We start from the raw sequence: 18,345 nt of genomic DNA on the forward strand, positions 1-18,345 counted from the left end.
TTCTCCACCCACGCTGCGTCCACCCGCGCCGTCCCCTCTCCAGGGCGGCGCGGGTTCTGGATGGTCCTGATGCTCTCGCTTGCCGCGTGTGCGACGGCCGGCCACTCGCTACCGCGTGCGGCGCTGGATGCATCGCTTCAGAATGCTACCGGTAATGACGCCTATCTCGGTGCGGTTGCCGTGGTCGCCGACCACGATGCCGTGGTCTATCGCGGTGTGTCGGGTCATGCAGACCTGCAGGGCCGCCGACCGCTGCGCGAAGACGCCATCTTCCGCATCTACTCCATGACCAAGCCGATCACCTCCGTGGCGGCGCTGATGCTGGTGGAAGAGAGCAGGCTGCGGCTGGACGATCCGGTCGCGTACTACCTGCCGGCCTTCGCGTCGCTGCGACGGGTGACCGGCGGCGACGTCGATGACCCGCAGCTCGCAACCGTGACGCGCCCGTTGACGATCCTGCACCTGCTCACGCATACCGCCGGCTTCGCCACCGGTGGCGACGACATCCGTGTCGCTTCCGCCTTGCTGCAACGGCAGGCACCGGAAGACGCCTCCGATCTCGCCGGTTATGCCGACCGCGTCGCCCGTGCGCCGCTGGCCGACGAACCCGGTACGCGCTTCCGCTACGACGGCGTCAATACCGAAGTGCTGGCGCGCGTCATCGAAGTCGCCAGTGGCCAATCGTTCGACTACTTCCTGCAGACCCGCGTCTTCTCGCCGATCGGCATGCGCGACACCGGCTTCGAGGTGCCGGCCACGCAGCGTGGCCGCGTGATCGCGCTGACCTCGCGCGATGCGGACGGTCGTCGCGTCCTGGCCGATACACCGTCGGCGCGTACGCCCGGCATCGCACTGCGCGCCTACACCAGCGGTGCCGGCGGCCTGTACTCCACCGCCGACGATTACCTGCGCTTCGCTCGCATGCTGGCCAATGGCGGCGACCTGGACGGCACGCGTCTTCTGAAGAAGGACACCGTCGCCCTGATGATGACCGACCAGCTCGCGGCATTCGATCCTGCCGTGCCCGCACCGGAACCGGGCGAAGGCTTCGGGCTGGGCGGCTACGTCGTCACCGATCCGGCGAAGAGCTCTCGTCCCGGTTCGGTCGGACAGTTCGGCTGGTCCGGCGCGGCGTCGACCTACTTCACCATCGATCCCGCACGTCACCTCGTCATCGTGCTGATGTCGCAGCACCTGCCCGTGGACGGCGCACCCGCGCTGCCCAAGCTGGCCGGACCGTTCTATCGCCAGGTGTATGCGGAGGTATTGCCATGAAGGCGGCCGGCACGGTGCTGGTGGCCGGTTCGGCCAACCTCGATTTCGTCGTGCGGGCGTCGCACGTCCCTGCGCCCGGCGAAACCGTGCTGGGGCGCGACTTCGCCACGTTTCCCGGCGGCAAGGGCGCCAACCAGGCGGTCGCCTGCGCGCGGGCGGGCGGCGCCTATACACGCATGCTGCTCGCGCTGGGCGACGACCCGTATGCCGCCGTGCTCGACAAGGCGCTGGCCGAGGCCGGCGTCGAGCGGCATGTCATCCGCGCAGCGGACGTCGCCAGCGGTACGGCCTTCATCTGCCTGTCCGATGACGCCGAGAACGCCATCACCGTCGCCCCCGGCGCCAACGCCGCGCTGCGGCCGCACCACCTGCCGTCGCTGCGCGGCGTCAGCCACCTGCTGCTGCAACTGGAAACCCCGCTGGACACGGTCGCCAGCTTCGCGCACGTCGCGCGCGCGGCCGGTGTCCGCGTCATGCTCAATGCCGCCCCCGCGACAGCATTGCCGGCCGGCCTGCTGGACGACGTCGACCTGCTGGTCGTCAACGAAGGCGAACTCGCCACGCTGGCCGGCCCCGGTACGCTGGCCGAACAGCTCGCGCGCCTGCCGGTGCCCTGCGTGGTGGTCACGCTGGGTGCACGCGGCTGCATCGCACGGCGTGGCGGCGAACTGTTCCTGCAGCCGGCCTTTCCGGTGGACGCCGTCGACACCACGGCGGCCGGCGACACCTTCTGCGGCGCGCTGGCCGCGCGGCTGGCGCAGCATGCCCCGCTGGCGGACGCGCTACGCTTCGCCAGTGCCGCGTCGGCGCTGGCCTGCACGCGCCTGGGTGCGCAGACCAGCGTGCCGACGCGTGCTGAGGTCGATGCCTGGCTCGCCGGGCAGGCCGACGAAACACCGCGCCGCGCGGCGCTCGCCGCGTACCGCGGCCTCTCCGGTTCCTGATCCGATATCCCCCATGACCATCCCCACGTCCCCCGATGCTGTTCCCGGTCCCGGTCCCGGTCCCGCGCACGACGACGACCGCGCGCCGGTGAAGACCGAGTACAAGTTCTCCCACGTCACCACCCAGCGCTACCTGCCCACGCCGGGCAAGGCGCCGGGCTGGCCGTTCGCCGACATCGGCCAGTGGAAGATCGACGCCAACGCCTCGGCCGACGACTGGGTGGCGGAGCTGAAGGACTGGCGCCGCGAGCATCTCACCCGCATCGGCTACGACGACGCCAACTACCGTCGTCCGGAGCTGCAGTGGGCGCAGCGCAACTTCGTGCATGCGCAGGTGATGGTGGAGGATCGTTATCTCTACGATCCCGTCGCCGGCCGCTACACGGTCGACCGCTATCTGGACGACCTGGAGGCGCGCTACGGTGGCCTCGACAGCGTGCTGCTATGGTGCGTCTATCCCAATATCGGCGTGGACGACCGCAACCAGTTCGACTTCGCCCGCAGCCTGCCGGGCGGGCTGGACGCGCTGCGCGGCGCGGTCGACGATTTCCATCGCCGCGGCGTGCGCGTGTTCCTCACCACCATGCCGTGGGACAACGGCACCCGCGACGAGGGCGAGCCCGACTGGCAGGCCATCGCGAAGATCGTCGTCGCGGTCGGCGCCGACGGCATCAACGGCGACACCTACAACGGCGTGCCGCGCGCGTTCTTCGACGCCTGCGATGCGCTCGGCCATCCGGTGGTGGTGCAGCCGGAATCCACGATCAGCGCCGAAGAGCACCTGATCTGGAACGTGCAGAGCTGGGGCAAGAAGGCGCCGAACGAGGTCGTGCCGCCGGTGGCCAAGTTCAAGTGGCTGGAACCGCGCCACATGATCAACTACGAGAACCGCTGGGGCCGCGACCGCAACCACGACCTGCAGTACATCTTCTTCAACGGCGTGGGCTACAACGCGTGGGAGAACGTGTGGGGCCTGTGGAACCAGCTGACCGCGCGCGACGCCGCCTCGCTGCGCCGCATCGCCGCGATCTACCGCCGCTTTCCGTCGCTGCCGGTCAGCCTGGATTGGCGCCCGTACGAGCGCACGCTGCAGGCGGGCATCTTCGCCAGCCGCTTCCCGGCTGACGACCGCACGCTGTGGACGCTGGTCAACCGTCACGAATACCCGATCGAAGGTGAGCAGCTCGCCGTACCGCACGTCGATGGCACGCGCTATCTCGACCTGTGGAACGGCACGCCGCTGCAGCCGCGCATCATCGACGGCCAGGCGATCCTGGAGACCACGCTGGAAGGCCGCGGCTTCGGTGCGTTGCTGGCGCTGCGCGACGGCGCGCAGGAAGCCGGGCTGGAGGACTTCCTGGCGCTGATGGCGAAGGAAGCCGCGACACCGCTGGCCTCGCTGTCCGCCACATGGACGGCGCTGCCGCAGACGCTGCAACCGATCGCGCCGACCGCGCCGCAGGCCGCCGCGCCGGCTGGCATGGTGACGATTCCGGCTGGCGAATTCCTGTTCGCGGTGCAGGGCATCGAGATCGAAGGGCAGGTGTGGGAAGGCGTGGACGTGCAGTTCCCGTGGGAACCCACCGCACGTCGCCATCATCGCCGCCGCATGCAGGTCGCGTCGTTCCACATCGATCGCCATCTGGTGACGAACGCGCAGTTCAAGGATTTCATCGACGCCACCAGCTACGCCCCGCAGGATGCGCAGCACTTCCTGCGCGACTGGCGCGATGGCGCGCCGCAACCAGGCTGGGAAAGCCGTCCGGTGACCTGGGTGTCGATCGAGGACGCGCGCGCCTATGCCGCGTGGGCGGGCAAGCGCCTGCCGCACGGGTGGGAATGGCAGTACGCCGCGCAGGGTACCGACGGACGCCTGTACCCATGGGGTGATGCCTGGCGCGACGAGGCGGCGCCGCCGGTGTTCCGCGGCCGCGTGCTGCCGCCGCCGGCCGAGGTCGGCGCATATCCCGCCGGCGCCAGTCCGTTCGGCGTGATGGACCTGGTCGGCCATGTCTGGCAGTGGACGGACGAATTCCACGATGAACACACCCGCGCCGCCATCGTGCGCGGTGGCAGCGATTACGAGCCGCGCACCTCGCACTGGTACTTCCCGCAGGCCAAGCGCCTGGACCAGCACGGCAAGCTGCTGCTGATGGCGCCGGGCAAGGACCGGTCCGGCCGCATCGGCTTCCGTTGCGTGGTGGACGCGGCGTGAGCGACATGAAGGTCACCCTGGGAGGCCTGCTCGGCGACGCGCTGGACGCGAATCGCCGCGGCCGCCTGTCGCACTTCATCACCGGCGCCGAGAGCCCGGCCATCGCGCTGTTCTCGCCCGCGCACCGCGCGCAGAACACCGAGGGCGACTGGTATGGCGAGCATGCCGGCAAGTGGCTGTCCGCCGCCGCCCGCGCCTATGCCCGCAGCGGCGATGCGGTACTCGGTGCGCACCTGCGCGAGGTCGCCGACTACCTGCTCTCCGTGCAGGAAGACGACGGCTACCTCGGCACCTATGCGCCCGAACGCCGCTTCACCCAGCCGCAGCCACCCAAGCCGCCCAGCTGGGACGGCGCACCGGCGCTGCGCACCTGGGACATGTGGGTGCATGCCTACCTGATCCTCGGTTTCGTCGAGACGGCACGCGCGCTCGACGATGCGCGCTACACGCAGGCCGCCGCCCGCATCGCCGACCTGTGCGCGCGCACGCTGCAGGACGGCATCGACATCACCACGCTCGGCAACCACCACGGGATGTCGGCCACCGTGCTGATGGATGCCTCACTCGAGTTGTACGAGGAAGCCGGCGAGCCGCGCTTCCTCGCTCTGGCGCAGCAGGTATTCGCCCAGGCCAATGCGCATCCGGCGCTGCGCCTGCTGCCGGCCATCGAGGACGGTGCCGATGCCTCGGAGATCGCCACCGGCAAGGCCTACCAGCTGCTGTGGAATCTGGTCGGCGTGGTCAAGCTGTGCCGCGCGACCGGCGACGCCGCGCTGCGCCGGGCCGTCGAGGCGATGTGGGAGAACATCCACCAGTACCACCTGACGCTCGGCGGCGGTCCCTGGGGCGGGGTGGCGCACCGCTCGCGCGAGGTGTTCAACGCGCGCGGCACGTTCAGTCCGCTGGCCTATGTCGAAACCTGTTCGCTGCTGTCGTGGATCCAGTTCAACCGCGAGCTGCTCCGCCTGACCGGCGAAGCGCGTTATGCCGAAGAGATCGAGCGCACCGCCTACAACGACCTGCTCGGTGCATTCGCGCCCGACGGCGAGGACTGGTGCTACTACTCGTTCCCGAACGGCCGTCGCGTGCACACCACCTACTGGCGCTGCTGCAAGTCCAGCGGCGCGATGGCGCTGGAGGAACTGCCGCCGCTCGCGTATGCGGTGCAGGGCGATGTCGCCCGCGTGCAGCTGTACGGGCCGGGCGAGGTGCGCCTGGCGCATCCGGCGGCCGGCACGCTGGTACTGCGCCAGCACACCGGCTACCCGTTCGAAGGCGACATCTCGCTGGAAGTGCAGCCAGAGCGCGAAGCGACCTTCGAGTTGCGCCTGCGCATCCCGTCCTGGGCCGAGGGCGCCACCGTCGCCGTCAACGGCGAAGCGGTGCGCGTGCCGCTGGTGCCGGGCACGTTCGCGGCGATCCGCCGCCACTGGCGCGCCGGCGATCAGGTGCAGCTGCTGTTCCCGCTGCGCCCCACGCTGCACCGGCAGGTACTGCGCAACGTGCAGGAATCGCGTGCGCCCGACGGCTCCGCCGTGCACCAGCAGGTGCTGGACCTGCACTACGTCGGCATGACACGCGGGCCGCTGGTCTACGCCACCGACCTGGTCGACGGCTTCAAGACCGAAGAGACGATCCGCCTGCCGGACGGGCCGCAGGACGACTGGCTGCAGGTGTTGCCGGTGGCCGACGACGGCGAAGGGCCGGGTATCACCCTGCAGCTCGGCTACCGGCCGCCGCTGCTGTTCTGGCCCTACTACCGCACCGGCGGTCGCGTGGACGGCGCCTGGCGCCTGACCTGGCTGTCGCTGCCGCCGGCATCATGATCACTGGCGCGCTCGCAAGAATTTGTGGCCGCAGAAACTACGGCGGCCGACTGTATCCGCTGCACCGCCTGCACCAGACTGGCCGCCGGCCTGCAGGCGACGGTTGAAGGAGCCTTTCCCCATGGACACTGCCTCTCCCTTCCGCGCCCCCCGGCGCCATGGCCCGGCCGGGCCGCTCAGCGGCGTCAAGGTGCTCGACCTGAGCGCCTACATCGCCGGCCCCTACGGCTGCACGCTGCTGGCCGACCAGGGCGCCGACGTGGTCAAGGTCGAGCCGCCCGACGGCGACAACCTGCGCCAGTACCCGTCCACGCTGGAGCAGGAAAGCCGCGCCTTCCTCGGCGTGAACCGCAGCAAGCAGGGCATCGTGCTGGACCTGAAGCAGGCGGCCGACCATGCGGCACTGCTGCGCCTGGTGCGCGAGGCCGACGTGATGGTGCACAACTTCCGTCCCAGCGTGCCGAAGCGGCTTGGCATCGATTTCGACCGCCTGTCGGTGATCAACCCGCGCCTGATCTACTGCGCGGTGACCGGCTACGGCGAGAGCGGCCCGATGAAGGACAAGGCCGGCTACGACCAGGTGCTGCAGACCATGACCGGCATGTGCACGCTGCAGGGCAAGCGCGGTGGCGCGCCTGAAATCATCTACGGCTCGGTGGTGGACTACTACGCCGCCGCGCTGCTCGCCGGCGGCGTGTCGTCGGCGCTGTACGAACGCGAGCGCAGCGGGCTGGGCCAGTTCGTCGGCGTGTCGCTGCTGCGCAGCGCGCTGACCATGCAGTCGGCGCGGATGATCTGGGCCGAAGGCGAGGCGCTCGACATCGGCCGCGACATGCGCTCCGGTGGCGTCACCGGCATCCATCCGGCGCGCGACGGCCATCTGTATCTTTCCGCCAATACCGCGCGCTTCTGGAAGGCGCTGTGCCGGCTGACCGGGCTGGACGCGCTGGCCGACGATCCGCGCTACGACACCGTGCGCAAGCGCGCCGCGCATGCGGCCGAGATCGTCCCGCAGCTGCACGACGCGCTGCAGGCGCGCACCGCGGCGGAATGGGAAGCGCACTTCGGTGACGAAGTCCCGTGCGCGGCCGCACGTCGCGTCGAGGACATGTTCGAACATCCGCAGGTGCTGGCGGAGGACATGGTGGCGGAGATCGCCCATCCCGTCGTCGGCAGCTACCGCGGCGTGACGCGCCCGATCGCCTTCGGCCGCACGCCGGGCCCGGCCCCGTTCGCCGCGCCGACCTTCGACCAGGACGCGGACCATGTGCTCGGCCGCAGCGGGAAGACGCGCGCCTCGGGTTGAACCCGGCCGCGCGTTTTACGCCGAATTTATGGCGCGCCTGCCGCAGCGCATAGCGGCTTTACGCGACCCGGGACCAGACTTTCGCGGTCGGCGGAACTCCTCCGCCTCGGATCGCATTCATGTCTTTCATCTCCTCCGTTTCGCGCAGGCACAGGCCTGCGTTCATCGTTTTCTCCCTGGCTGCCGGCCTGCTGCTGGCCGCAGCCTCGTCGGCCAGCGCTGCCACTTTCAACGGGTCCGGTGCCCTCACCACCGACTACGTCTGGCGTGGCACCACGCAGACGCAGGGTGATCCGGCCGTGCAGGCCGGCTTCAGGGCCGCGGCCGAGAACGGCCTGTACGGAACCATCTGGGGTTCGAACGTCGAGTTCGCGCCCGAGACCAAGGCCAGCAGCGAGCTGGATTTCACCGTCGGCTGGAGCGGCAACCTCGCCGAAGACTGGGCGCTCGACGTCAACCTGACCCATTACCGCTATCCGTCCACCACCGTCGACCTCAACTGGACCGAGGCCATCGGCACGCTGACCTGGAAGCAGAACTACTGGGCGCAGCTGGGTTACTCCAACGATGCGCTGGCCACGGAAGAGGCCGGTGCCTACGCACAGGTCGGCGCGAAGCTGCCGTTGAGCGAACAGGTCCGCCTGGAAGCCGCCGCCGGTTACTACTGGCTCGACGATGCCTACGACGACAGCTACGCGCATGCGCAACTGGGCGCCGTGTGGGCGTTCCAGGCACCGTTCGAACTGCGCTTGACCGCGCACTCGACGGACAGCAGCGCCAAGGCGCTGTTCCCGGGCCTGGCGGGTTCGCGCGTCGAAGCCGCCCTGCAAGCCTCGTTCTGAGCGCCGCCATGTTCACCGACCTCCTGCACCTGTCGTTATCGCTCGCCGGCGTGCTCGCCGGCGCCGGCCTGATGTTCCTGCTGATCACGCGGCGCGCACGTGCGCCGATGGACGACTTCCATGACTGAGTTCCTGTTCGTTTTCGCGCTCGCCATCGCGCTTGGCTGGCCACTGGGCCGCTACCTGGCTGCGGTGATGCGTGGTGCCCCGATGCGCGGCGACCGCCTGTTCGGCCTGGTCGAACGCCCCGTCTACCGCCTGCTCGGCGTCGATCCGGCGCAGGGCATGGGCTGGAAGGGCTACGCCAAGGCTTTCCTGCTCAGCAACCTGGTGCTGGGCGTGATCGTGTGGGTGGTCCTGATGGCCCAGGCCTGGCTGCCGCTCAACCCGAACGACATCCCCAACATGCGCTGGGACCTGGCGTTGCACACGATGGTGTCGTTCCTCACCAACACGAACCAGCAGCACTACTCCGGCCAGGCGCAGCTGTCGTACCTGGCGCACGCCAGTGCGATCGTCGGCCTGCAGGTGATCACGCCGATGATGGGCCTGGCCCTGGTCGCCGCCACCTTGCGCGGCCTGTTCGGCGGGCGTGAGAAGAACGCCGCAACGACAACCGCCAACGGTGATGCCGATGTCGGCAACTACTGGGCCGACGTCATCCGTCCCGCTGTGCGCTTCCTGCTGCCGCTGTGCCTGGTGTGGTCGCTGGCACTGACCAGCCAGGGCGTGCCCGCCACCCTCGACGGTGGTCCGGTCGCCACGCCGATCGACAAGACCACAGAGATGGCCGAGCAGAAGATCCCGCTGGGCCCGGTCGCGCCGATGGTCGCCGTCAAGCAGCTCGGCACCAACGGCGGCGGCTGGTACGGCCCCAACAGCAGCGTGCCGCTGGAAAACCCCACGCCATTCTCCAACGTGCTTGAAACGCTGGCCATCATCCTGATTCCCGTCAGCATCGCCTTCATGGTCGGCAGCTTCACCGGGCGCCGGAAGTTCACCGCGCTCGTGTTCGGCACCATGCTGACCATGTCGGCGATCTCGACTGGCGCGGCCGTGTGGTCGGAGCGCTATTCCGCCACATCGAACGACATCGCGCTGATGGAGGGCAAGGAAGTCCGCTTCGGCGCCGCGCCGTCGGCGTTGTGGGGCGCACTGACCACGCAGACCTCGAACGGCTCGGTCAACGCGATGCACGACTCGCTGGCGCCGCTGACCGGCCTGGTGACGATCGGCAACATGCTGGTCAACGCCATCTGGGGCGGCGTCGGCTGCGGTCTGCAGCAGTTCCTCGTCTACCTGCTGCTCAGCGTGTTCCTCGCTGGCCTGATGACCGGTCGCACCCCGGAACTGTTCGGTCGCAAGATCGAAGCACACGAGGTGAAACTGCTTGCCGTGCTGGTGCTGCTGCAACCGCTGGCGCTGTTGGGGTTCACCGCGATCACCCTGGCCGTGCCATCGATTACCGGCAATTCGAATCCGGGCTTCCACGGCATCAGCCAGGTGTTCTACGAGTACACCTCGGCGTTCGCCAACAACGGCTCCGGCTTCGAAGGCCTCGGCGACGCCACGACCTGGTGGAACCTCAGCGCCACGCTGATGCTGCTGCTCGGCCGCTATCCCGCGCTGATCATCCCGCTCGCCATCGCCGCGTCGCTGGCCCGCAAGCGCGTCGCACCCGACGGCGTCGGCACGCTGCAGATCGAAACCCCCACCTTCGCACTGACGCTGATCGCGGTGGTCGTCATCCTGACCCTGCTGCAGTTCATGCCCGTGCTGGTGCTCGGCCCCGTCGCCGACCACCTCGCGCTGATCGCGTCCTGAGGACTGTCGCCATGACCGATTCCACGCTTGTTTCCCACCGCCGCCCGGCCGCGCTGCTCGACAGCGCCGGCTTCCGTGCCGCCGTGCTCGCGTCCTTCACCAAACTCGCTCCGCACCACGCCTTCAGGAATCCCGTAATGGCCGTGGTCTGGCTGGGCACGCTGCTGACCGCCGGCCTGACCCTTGCCGGCACCGCCACGCCGGGCATCGGCTGGTCGGTGACCGCGCTGCTGTTCGTCACCGTGCTGTTCGCCAACTTCGCCGAGGCCGTCGCCGAAGCGCGTGGCCGTGGCCAGGCGGCGTCGCTGCGGCGCGCCCGCAAGGACCTGGTCGCGCGCCGCGTCGATACCCCGCTCGGCGGCAGCGAGCGGCGCATCCCCGCTGCCGAACTCAAGCCCGGCGACTACGTGATCGTGTCGGCAGGCGAGCAGGTCCCTGCCGATGGCGAGATCGTCAAGGGCCTGGCGACGATCAACGAATCCGCCGTCACCGGCGAATCCGCGCCGGTGCTGCGCGAAGCCGGCACCGACCGCAGCGGCGTGATCGGCGGCACCCAGGTGCTGTCGGACGAGATCGTGGTGAAGATCACCGCCGAGCCCGGCCACAGCTTCCTCGACCGGATGATCGCGCTGGTCGAAGGCGCCAACCGGCAGAAGACGCCGAACGAGATCGCGCTGGGCCTGCTGCTGCTGACGATGACGCTGACGTTCTTGATCGTGGTCGTCACGCTGCCCTTCATCGCCGGCTTCGTCGGTGCGAAGCTCGATCCGCTGCTGCTGATCGCACTGCTGGTCTGCCTGATCCCCACCACCATCGGCGGCCTGCTGCCGGCCATCGGCATCGCCGGCATGAACCGCGCGCTGGCCGCCAACGTGCTGGCCAAGTCGGGCAAGGCGGTGGAAGTGGCCGGCGACGTCGACGTGCTGCTGCTCGACAAGACCGGCACGATTACCCATGGCGACCGCCAGGCCACGCTGTTCCATCCGCTGGCCGGCATCGACCGCGAGCAACTGCGCGACGCCGCGATGCTCGCCTCGCTGGCCGATCCCACGCCGGAAGGCAAGTCGATCGTGAAGCTGGCGCGCGAGCAGGGCGCCGTGCTGGTGGAACCGCAGCACGCGACCTTCATCGCCTTCACCGCGCAGACGCGCATGTCCGGCGTCGACCTGCCCGACGACAGTCGCGGTAGCATGCGCGGCATCCGCAAGGGCGCGGCCGACGCCATCGTGCAGCACGTCAGGACGCTGGGTGGCAGCGCGCCGGCCGAGCTCACGGCGCGCGTCGAACAGGTCGCCCGCAACGGCGCCACCCCGCTGGTCGTCAGCGATGGCAGCCATGTGCTCGGCGTGGTCGAACTGTCCGACGTGGTCAAGCACGGCATCAAGGAGAAGTTCGCGCACATGCGAGCGATGGGCATCCGCACGGTGATGATCACCGGCGACAACCCGTTGACGGCCGCCGCCATCGCCGCCGAAGCTGGCGTGGACGACTACATCGCCGAGGCGCGTCCCGAGGACAAGCTGGCGCGCATCCGCCAGGAACAGGCCGGTGGTCGCCTCGTCGCGATGGTCGGCGACGGCACCAACGACGCGCCCGCACTGGCGCAGGCCGACGTGGGCCTGGCGATGAACTCCGGCACGCAGGCGGCGAAGGAGGCCGGCAACATGGTCGACCTCGATTCCGACCCGGCCAAGCTGCTGGACGTGGTCGAGATCGGCAAGCAGCAGCTGATCACGCGTGGCGCGCTGACCACGTTCTCGCTGGCCAACGACGTGTCGAAGTACTTCGCCATCCTGCCGGCATTGTTCGCCGCGGCGATTCCTTCCATGGCCGCGCTCAACGTGATGCAGCTGTCCAGCCCGACCAACGCGGTGATCGCGGCGCTGATCTTCAACGCCGTCATCATCCCGCTGCTGATCCCGCTGGCGTTGCGCGGCGTGCGCTTCCGCCCGGCCGGCGCCACCGCGCTGCTGCGCCGGAACATGCTGGTCTACGGCGTCGGCGGCGTGCTGCTGCCGTTCGCCGCCATCAAGCTCATCGACCTGTTGTTGGCCGCCGTCACCGGCGCCTGAGGAGTTCCCATGAATGCTGTTTTGACTTCATCCACCAATGTCTGGCGCGCGTCGCTGATGCTCGCGCTGGTCACGCTGCTCGGCTTCGGCCTGCTGTACTCGCTGGCCGCGACCGGCATCGGCGGCCTGCTGTTCCCCGCGCAGGCGAAAGGCAGCCTGATCGAACGCGACGGCCGGGTGATCGGCTCATCGCTGGTCGCGCAGCCGTTTGCCGATGATCGCTACTTCCAATCGCGACCGTCCGCCGCCGGCTACGACGTGATGGCGCTGGCCGGCAGCAACCAGGCGCGTACGAATCCCGACCTGCGTGCGCGCATCGATGAGGCACGCGCTGCTGTCGCCGCACGCGAGGGCGTGGCGCCGGCCGACGTGCCGGGCGATCTGGTCACCCAGTCCGGCGGCGGTATCGATCCGCATTTGTCACCGGAGGCGATCCGCATCCAGATCGCCCGCGTGGCGCGTGCGCGCGGCGTTGATGCGGCGGTGATCGAGCGCCTCGTCGCGGAACACTCGGAAGGCAAGCAGTTCGGCCTGTTCGGCGAACCGCGGGTCAACGTGCTGGAACTGAATCTGGCACTGGATGGCAAGAGTGGCGTCCCCTCGCCCCGCGTGCGGGGAGAGGGTGCCGAAGGCGGGTGAGGGGCGACGGCACCGTGTTGATTCGGTAGTGCGTGATGCGTCGAGTGTTGGCAAGCGATCAGTCCATGCGTGGAAGCGACTCATGACCAGAAAGCACTCTCACTCCGCTCGCCCCTCATCCGCCCTCCGGGCACCTTCTCCCCGCAGGCGGGGAGAAGGAATCAAACATGCAGTGTCGAAGCGCGGTTCCCCTCGCACCGCGTGCGCGGAGAGGGTGCCGAAGGCGGGTGAGGGGCAGACGGCGCCGTGTTGATTCGGTAGTGCGTGATGCGTCGAGTGTTGGCAAGCGATCAGTCCATACGTGGAAGCGACTCATGACCAGAAAGCACTCTCGCTCCGCTCGCCCCCTCATCCGCACCCGTCTCAAGTACGGGGCAGGCTCTCCGGGCACCTTCTCCCCGCAGGCGGGGAGAAGGAATCAAACATGCAGTGTCGAAGCGCGGTTCCCCTCGCCCCGCGTGCGGGGCGAGGGTACCGAAGGCGGGTGAGGGGCAGACGGCGCCGCGGACTCGGAGATCGCGTGGTGGATCGAGTGTCACGGCACGACCGCGACCGATGGTGGAGCAGAACGCCTTGATGCCGAACCAGAAAGGTGCGCTGTCGAAGCAGATTTCCTCGCGAGCGAGGCTCAAAGGTGAGGCGACAAGGCAAAAAGCTTCGCGCGCAGACCTTTCAGGTGAGACGACAAGGCAAAAAGCCTCGCGAATGTGACGCTGGGGCTGAGATGACAAGGCTTTTTGCTTCGACGTCAAACCAGAAAGGTGCGCGTGCGAGGCGTTCAGGTGAGACGACAAGGCAAAAAGCCTTGCGGCCGAACCAGAAAGGGTCGCCGTCGATGCTGGTTGCTTCGCGCACGAGGCTTTTTGCCATGCCGTCGAGGCAATTTTCCTCGCCGACGCCGTTCCCGTCTTGGCGCCCACCCGTTGCGCAGCGGTAGCGCCGTCATGGCGGGCCATCCCACCCGCTCGACGTGACATGACAACAGGCAGAATATCCCCATGACCGACCCCCGCGACCGCCAGGCCGATGCCTTGATCGACCACCTGCAACGCGAGCAGGGCGGGCGGCTGACCATCTTCCTGGGCGCCGCGCCCGGCGTGGGCAAGACCTACACCATGTTGTCGCGCGCCCGCGAGCTGCGCCGGCAGGGCAGGGATGTCGTGGTCGGCATCGTCGAGACGCACGGCCGCGGCGAGACCGCGGCGCAAACCGAAGGGCTGGAGATCCTGCCGCGCCGCCGGGTGTCCTACCAGGGGCGCTGGCTGGACGAGATGGACCTGGACGCACTGCTGGCGCGCCGCCCGCAGATCGCGCTGGTCGACGAACTGGCCCATCGCAACGCGCCGGGCAGCCGGCACGAACGGCGCTGGCAGGACGTGATCGAACTGCTCGATGCCGGCATCGATGTCCACACGACCATCAACATCCAGCACCTGGAAAGCCTCAACGACGTCGTCCACCGCATCACCGGCGTGCGTGTCAGCGAGACCGTGCCGGATGCCGTGTTCGACCGCCTGCGCGACATCGTGCTGGTCGACCTGCCGCCGCGCGAGCTGATCGAGCGCCTGCACCAGGGCAAGGTCTACCTGCCCGAGCAGGCGGCACAGGCGCTGCAGGCGTTCTTCTCGCCGTCGAACCTGATCGCGCTGCGCGAGCTGGCGATGCAGACCGCCGCCGACCGCGTCGACAGCGACCTGCGCGAAGACCAGGCCGCGCGTGGCCTGCCCGGCCTGCCACTGCGGCGGCGCGTGCTGGTGGCGGTCGATGGGTTGGGGTCTTCCGAATACCTGGTGCGCGCCGCGCGCCGCATCGCCGAGCGCCGCGATGCGCCGTGGAGCGTGGTGACCGTGCAGGCCGACGCGGTGGACGAGGCGCGCCAGCGCGAGATCGACCAGGCCTTCGCACTGGCGCGGCGGCTGGGCGCCGATACGGAGGTGCTGCGTGGCACGCGCATCGCCGACGCGCTGCTCGACCACGCCACCCAGAGCGGTGCGTCGACGCTGGTGCTGGGGCGCACGCGCGAGCGGCCGGTGGCGCGCATGTTCAACCGCACGCTGACGCAGCAGATCCTGCAGCGCGGCGCGCACTACGAGCTGGTCATCATCGGCACGCCGGAGGCGCGTGCGCGTGCACGCCGTGGCGATGCAGGCATCGGGCCCTGGCTGCGGCGGCACGAGCTCGCCTTCGCCGCCGTCGCCTCGCTGCTGTCGATCGGCGTGGCCTGGCTGGCGGAGCGGTGGATGGGGCTGGAGGACGTGTCGATGGTGTTCATCGTCGCGGTGGTGCTGGTGGCCGCACGCACGCGCATGACCGCCGCGGTGGTGGCCGCGCTGTTGAGCTTCCTGGCCTACAACTTCTTCTTCATCGAGCCGCGCTTCACCTTCAACATCAGCGCGCGCCAGGGCGTGACCACGGTGTTCCTGTTCCTGATCGCGGCGCTGGTGGCGGGACGGCTGGCCTCGCGCCTGCGCATGCAGGTGGTGGCGCTGCGTGCGGCCAACACGCAGGCGACCGCGTTGCAGGCATTGGGTCGCGAACTGGCCGTGGCCGCCGACCTGGGACAGGTGCTGGCCGCCGGCCGCAAGGCGCTGGCGCGTGCGCTGTCGGCCGAGGCGTGGCTGCGCGTGCAGGGGCGCGAGGAACCCGCCGATGCCGAGCTTGCCGACCTCGATCGTGCCGCCGCCGATTGGGCACAACAGCATGGGCAGGCGACCGGACACCATACCGACACGCTGGCCGGCGCGGGGCGCTGGTTCCTGCCGCTGCAGGGCGACCGCGGCACGCTGGGCGTGATCGGACTGCGCTTCGGCGACGCGTCCGCGCGGCTGCTGCCGGAGCAGCGGCGGCTGGCCGAAGCCATGGCCGAGGACATCGCGCAGGCCGTGGTGCGCACGCGCCTGGTCGCCGAACTGGAAGATGCGCGTGTCAGTGGCGAAACCGAGCGCCTGCGCTCGGCGCTGCTGTCGTCGGTGTCGCATGACCTGCGCTCGCCGCTGGCGTCGATGATCGGTTCGGCCAGCAGCCTGGCCAGTTACTGGGACGCGATGGGCGAGGACGACCGCCGCAGCCTGCTGGACACCATCCAGCAGGAAGGCGAGCGGCTGGACCGCTACATCCAGAACCTGCTCGACATGACGCGCCTGGGCCACAGCGGGCTGACGCTCAACCGCGACTGGATCGGCGTGGATGAACTGCTCGGTTCGGCGGTCTCCCGGCTGCAGCGCTACCAGCCGGACGTGCGCGTGCAGACCACGGTGGCGGCCGACGTGCCGCCGGTGTGGGTGCATCCGGCGCTGATCGAGCAGGCGGTGTTCAACGTGCTGGAGAACGCGGGCAAGTTCTCGCCGCCCGATGAACCCGTACAGGTCGAGGCGAAGCTCGTCGACGGCGCGCTGCGCATCGACGTGCGCGACTGCGGGCCGGGCATTCCGGAAGACGAGCGCAGCCGCATCTTCGACATGTTCTACAGCGTGGAGCGCGGCGACCGTGGTCGCCACGGCACCGGCCTGGGACTGGCGATCTGCCAGGGCATGGTGGGCGCGCACGGCGGCAGCGTGCAGGCGCTGCCGGGACCGGACGGGCGCGGCACGGTGATCCGGATTACCCTGCCGCTGCTCACGCCCACCCCGCAGGCACCCGCTTGACCTACACCGCGCCACCGCCCACCGCGTCCGCCCCACCGGCGCGCATCCTGGTGATCGACGACGAGCCGCAGATCCGGCGCTTCCTCGACATCAGCCTGCGCGCGCAGGGCTATGTCGTCGCGCTGGCGGACGGCGGCCGCGCCGGGCTGGCGGAACTGGCCGCGCACGGCGCCGACGTGGTGGTGCTGGACATCGGCCTGCCCGACCTGGACGGCCACGACGTGCTGCGCGAGCTGCGGCAGTGGTCGCAGGTGCCGGTGATCATGCTGACCGTGCGCGACGGTGAAACCGAGAAGGTGGCCGCGCTGGATGGCGGCGCCAACGACTACGTCACCAAGCCGTTCGGCGTGCAGGAACTGATGGCGCGCATCCGCGGCCTGCTGCGCACGCGCATCGCCGCCAGCGACGCGGCCATGCCGCTGTTCGACGACGGCCACCTGCACGTGGACCTGGGCCGCCGCGAGGTGACGCTGGACGGCGAACCCGTCGCGCTGAGCCGCAAGGAATTCGCCCTGCTCGCGCTGCTGCTGCAACACCCGGGACGCGTGGTCACGCAACCGCAACTGCTGCGCGAACTGTGGGGCCCGAGCCACCAGGACGACACGCACTACCTGCGCATCCTGGTCGGCAAGCTGAGGCAGAAGCTGCAGGATGATGCGACGGCGCCAAGGTACATCGCGACGGAGCCGGGGGTGGGGTTGCGGTTTGTGGCACGGGAGTGAGGGCGGCCTAGCGGTCAGGCTAGATCTCAATCAGGGCCATCTGTTGATGACTGGATGGAGGGTGGGAACACCACGCTGCAATGCCCAACTCACGTCCACCCGCCTCGATTTTCTACAACACCCAATACTTGTCCGTCGTCCCCATGATGGATTGGGTGGACATCTGATCAAATCATTGCCGACTCAAGCATTTGCGCTTGCGTAACATTTGCACATTGCAATTCCTATGCTTTCGGTATTGTGAGTAGATGTCTAACTCGGCAGGCATGTTATGAATGTCGCGTACGGACTTCGTACGTTGTCCAGGGAGGACTTGTGAAATTTCGATACCTGACACTGCTTTCATTGAGTGTTCTCACGGCTTGCAACAGCGCGAGCGACCCCACAAAGGAAAACTTTGGGAAAGCGATAGACGCCTACTTGGCTAAGAGGGGCGAGCTCTGTCTAAACAGCCAAGCTTGGCCGTTTGAGCTCAGTGACATGCAAAAGAGAATGGGCAATCCCTTTGGAGGAGCCGGCCCCGCTGGGGAGATGGAAGCGTTGAAGTCCCAGGGCCTCGTCTCTTCTAATGTCGTCGAGAGGCCCGTTACAGCATTCGGAGTCGGCGCAACCGGACGCGTGGAACGTGTCACTCGCTATGAGTTAACCGCTGAGGGAGAGCGATACCTGCGAGTGGGCCGGAACGAGCTTCATGCCGCGAACAAAGGCGCCACTCGAGGTTCGCTTTGCTACGGGCGCAAGGCGCTAGAGAAGGTAGTCAAGTGGGAAGGCCCGATCAAGTTGGGTGACTATCAGAGCGCCAGCGTGAAATATCTCTACCGCGTCGTCGATCTGGCAGAGTGGGCGAGCTCTGAAGAGATTCAGGCGGCATTCCCCCACGTAAAGTAAGTAATCCATGGAGCGGGTACGAAGCAACAGTCACACGGCGTCAAGTTAACCAGCGAAGGCTGGGAAGCCAACGGCATCGATAGGGAGTAGCGCTTGCGCGTCGGTGACGGCATTCCGTTGCCGGCGCTATCGACTCCCTGCGTAGCGA

13 protein-coding genes are annotated in these 18,345 nt (G+C 68.6%); 12 read left to right on the forward strand and 1 reads right to left on the reverse strand.

Annotated features, from left to right (window positions below):
• The first annotated feature begins 69 nt into the window (after window positions 1-69).
• From ACGHX3_RS02950 to kdpC, 9 genes are all read left to right on the forward strand, one after another.
• Window positions 70-1,275: a serine hydrolase domain-containing protein gene (locus ACGHX3_RS02950; RefSeq protein ID WP_394696347.1), complete on the forward strand. Its 1,206-nt coding sequence runs from the start codon at window positions 70-72 to the stop codon at window positions 1,273-1,275.
• Entirely contained in the window at window positions 1,272-2,219 is a 948-nt protein-coding gene (locus tag ACGHX3_RS02955; RefSeq protein ID WP_162337089.1) for a ribokinase, read from the forward strand. The genes ACGHX3_RS02950 and ACGHX3_RS02955 overlap by 4 nt, the downstream gene beginning before the upstream one ends.
• 13 nt (window positions 2,220-2,232) lie before the next feature.
• Window positions 2,233-4,434 carry an SUMF1/EgtB/PvdO family nonheme iron enzyme gene (locus ACGHX3_RS02960; RefSeq protein WP_394696348.1) on the forward strand — a complete coding sequence of 734 codons (2,202 nt, stop codon included), beginning with the start codon at window positions 2,233-2,235 and terminating at the stop codon, window positions 4,432-4,434.
• A 5-nt stretch (window positions 4,435-4,439) separates the two neighbouring features.
• Window positions 4,440-6,260 (forward strand): glycoside hydrolase family 127 protein, encoded by a 1,821-nt coding sequence (locus ACGHX3_RS02965; RefSeq protein WP_394697224.1) that lies wholly within the window; start codon window positions 4,440-4,442, stop codon window positions 6,258-6,260.
• Window positions 6,261-6,381: 121 nt separating this feature from the next.
• On the forward strand, window positions 6,382-7,566 hold the full coding sequence (locus ACGHX3_RS02970; protein ID WP_394696349.1) for a CaiB/BaiF CoA transferase family protein: 1,185 nt from the start codon (window positions 6,382-6,384) through the stop codon (window positions 7,564-7,566).
• A gap of 119 nt (window positions 7,567-7,685) precedes the next feature.
• The gene (locus tag ACGHX3_RS02975) at window positions 7,686-8,408 is read left to right on the forward strand and encodes a TorF family putative porin (RefSeq protein WP_394696350.1); all 723 of its coding nucleotides are present in this window, start codon (window positions 7,686-7,688) and stop codon (window positions 8,406-8,408) included.
• 120 nt (window positions 8,409-8,528) lie between these two features.
• Window positions 8,529-10,232: a potassium-transporting ATPase subunit KdpA gene (kdpA, locus tag ACGHX3_RS02980; protein ID WP_394696351.1), complete on the forward strand. Its 1,704-nt coding sequence runs from the start codon at window positions 8,529-8,531 to the stop codon at window positions 10,230-10,232.
• Between the two features lie 11 nt (window positions 10,233-10,243).
• Window positions 10,244-12,304, forward strand: a complete 2,061-nt coding sequence (gene kdpB, locus ACGHX3_RS02985; RefSeq protein ID WP_394696352.1) for a potassium-transporting ATPase subunit KdpB — start codon at window positions 10,244-10,246, stop codon at window positions 12,302-12,304.
• Between the two features lie 9 nt (window positions 12,305-12,313).
• Window positions 12,314-12,943: a potassium-transporting ATPase subunit KdpC gene (gene kdpC, locus ACGHX3_RS02990; protein ID WP_162337083.1), complete on the forward strand. Its 630-nt coding sequence runs from the start codon at window positions 12,314-12,316 to the stop codon at window positions 12,941-12,943.
• A 672-nt stretch (window positions 12,944-13,615) separates the two neighbouring features.
• Here the strand turns inward: kdpC and ACGHX3_RS02995 are convergent.
• The gene (locus ACGHX3_RS02995) at window positions 13,616-13,813 is read right to left on the reverse strand and encodes a hypothetical protein (RefSeq protein ID WP_394696353.1); all 198 of its coding nucleotides are present in this window, start codon (window positions 13,811-13,813) and stop codon (window positions 13,616-13,618) included.
• Between the two features lie 128 nt (window positions 13,814-13,941).
• Here ACGHX3_RS02995 and ACGHX3_RS03000 point away from each other — a divergent pair, with 128 nt between their 5' ends.
• From ACGHX3_RS03000 to ACGHX3_RS03010, 3 genes are all read left to right on the forward strand, one after another.
• Window positions 13,942-16,587 (forward strand): ATP-binding protein, encoded by a 2,646-nt coding sequence (locus tag ACGHX3_RS03000; RefSeq protein WP_394696354.1) that lies wholly within the window; start codon window positions 13,942-13,944, stop codon window positions 16,585-16,587.
• Complete coding sequence (locus ACGHX3_RS03005) at window positions 16,584-17,309, forward strand: response regulator (RefSeq protein ID WP_394696355.1); 726 nt, start codon at window positions 16,584-16,586, stop codon at window positions 17,307-17,309. The genes ACGHX3_RS03000 and ACGHX3_RS03005 overlap by 4 nt, the downstream gene beginning before the upstream one ends.
• Window positions 17,310-17,624: 315 nt before the next feature.
• Window positions 17,625-18,197: a hypothetical protein gene (locus ACGHX3_RS03010; protein ID WP_394696356.1), complete on the forward strand. Its 573-nt coding sequence runs from the start codon at window positions 17,625-17,627 to the stop codon at window positions 18,195-18,197.
• Window positions 18,198-18,345 lie beyond the last annotated feature (148 nt).

It is taken from the genome of Pseudoxanthomonas japonensis (genome assembly GCF_043632995.1).
Taxonomy (GTDB): domain Bacteria; phylum Pseudomonadota; class Gammaproteobacteria; order Xanthomonadales; family Xanthomonadaceae; genus Pseudoxanthomonas_A; species Pseudoxanthomonas_A japonensis.

Bases quoted from the DNA above. Each gene is read 5' to 3' on its own strand.
- ACGHX3_RS02950 (WP_394696347.1), top strand. From the start codon at position 70: ATGCTCTCGCTTGCCGCGTGTGCGACGGCCGGCCACTCGCTACCGCGT.
- ACGHX3_RS02955 (WP_162337089.1), top strand. From the start codon at position 1,272: ATGAAGGCGGCCGGCACGGTGCTGGTGGCCGGTTCGGCCAACCTCGAT.
- ACGHX3_RS02960 (WP_394696348.1), top strand. From the start codon at position 2,233: ATGACCATCCCCACGTCCCCCGATGCTGTTCCCGGTCCCGGTCCCGGT.
- ACGHX3_RS02965 (WP_394697224.1), top strand. From the start codon at position 4,440: ATGAAGGTCACCCTGGGAGGCCTGCTCGGCGACGCGCTGGACGCGAAT.
- ACGHX3_RS02970 (WP_394696349.1), top strand. From the start codon at position 6,382: ATGGACACTGCCTCTCCCTTCCGCGCCCCCCGGCGCCATGGCCCGGCC.
- ACGHX3_RS02975 (WP_394696350.1), top strand. From the start codon at position 7,686: ATGTCTTTCATCTCCTCCGTTTCGCGCAGGCACAGGCCTGCGTTCATC.
- kdpA (WP_394696351.1), top strand. From the start codon at position 8,529: ATGACTGAGTTCCTGTTCGTTTTCGCGCTCGCCATCGCGCTTGGCTGG.
- kdpB (WP_394696352.1), top strand. From the start codon at position 10,244: ATGACCGATTCCACGCTTGTTTCCCACCGCCGCCCGGCCGCGCTGCTC.
- kdpC (WP_162337083.1), top strand. From the start codon at position 12,314: ATGAATGCTGTTTTGACTTCATCCACCAATGTCTGGCGCGCGTCGCTG.
- ACGHX3_RS02995 (WP_394696353.1), bottom strand. From the start codon at position 13,813: ATGGCAAAAAGCCTCGTGCGCGAAGCAACCAGCATCGACGGCGACCCT.
- ACGHX3_RS03000 (WP_394696354.1), top strand. From the start codon at position 13,942: ATGACCGACCCCCGCGACCGCCAGGCCGATGCCTTGATCGACCACCTG.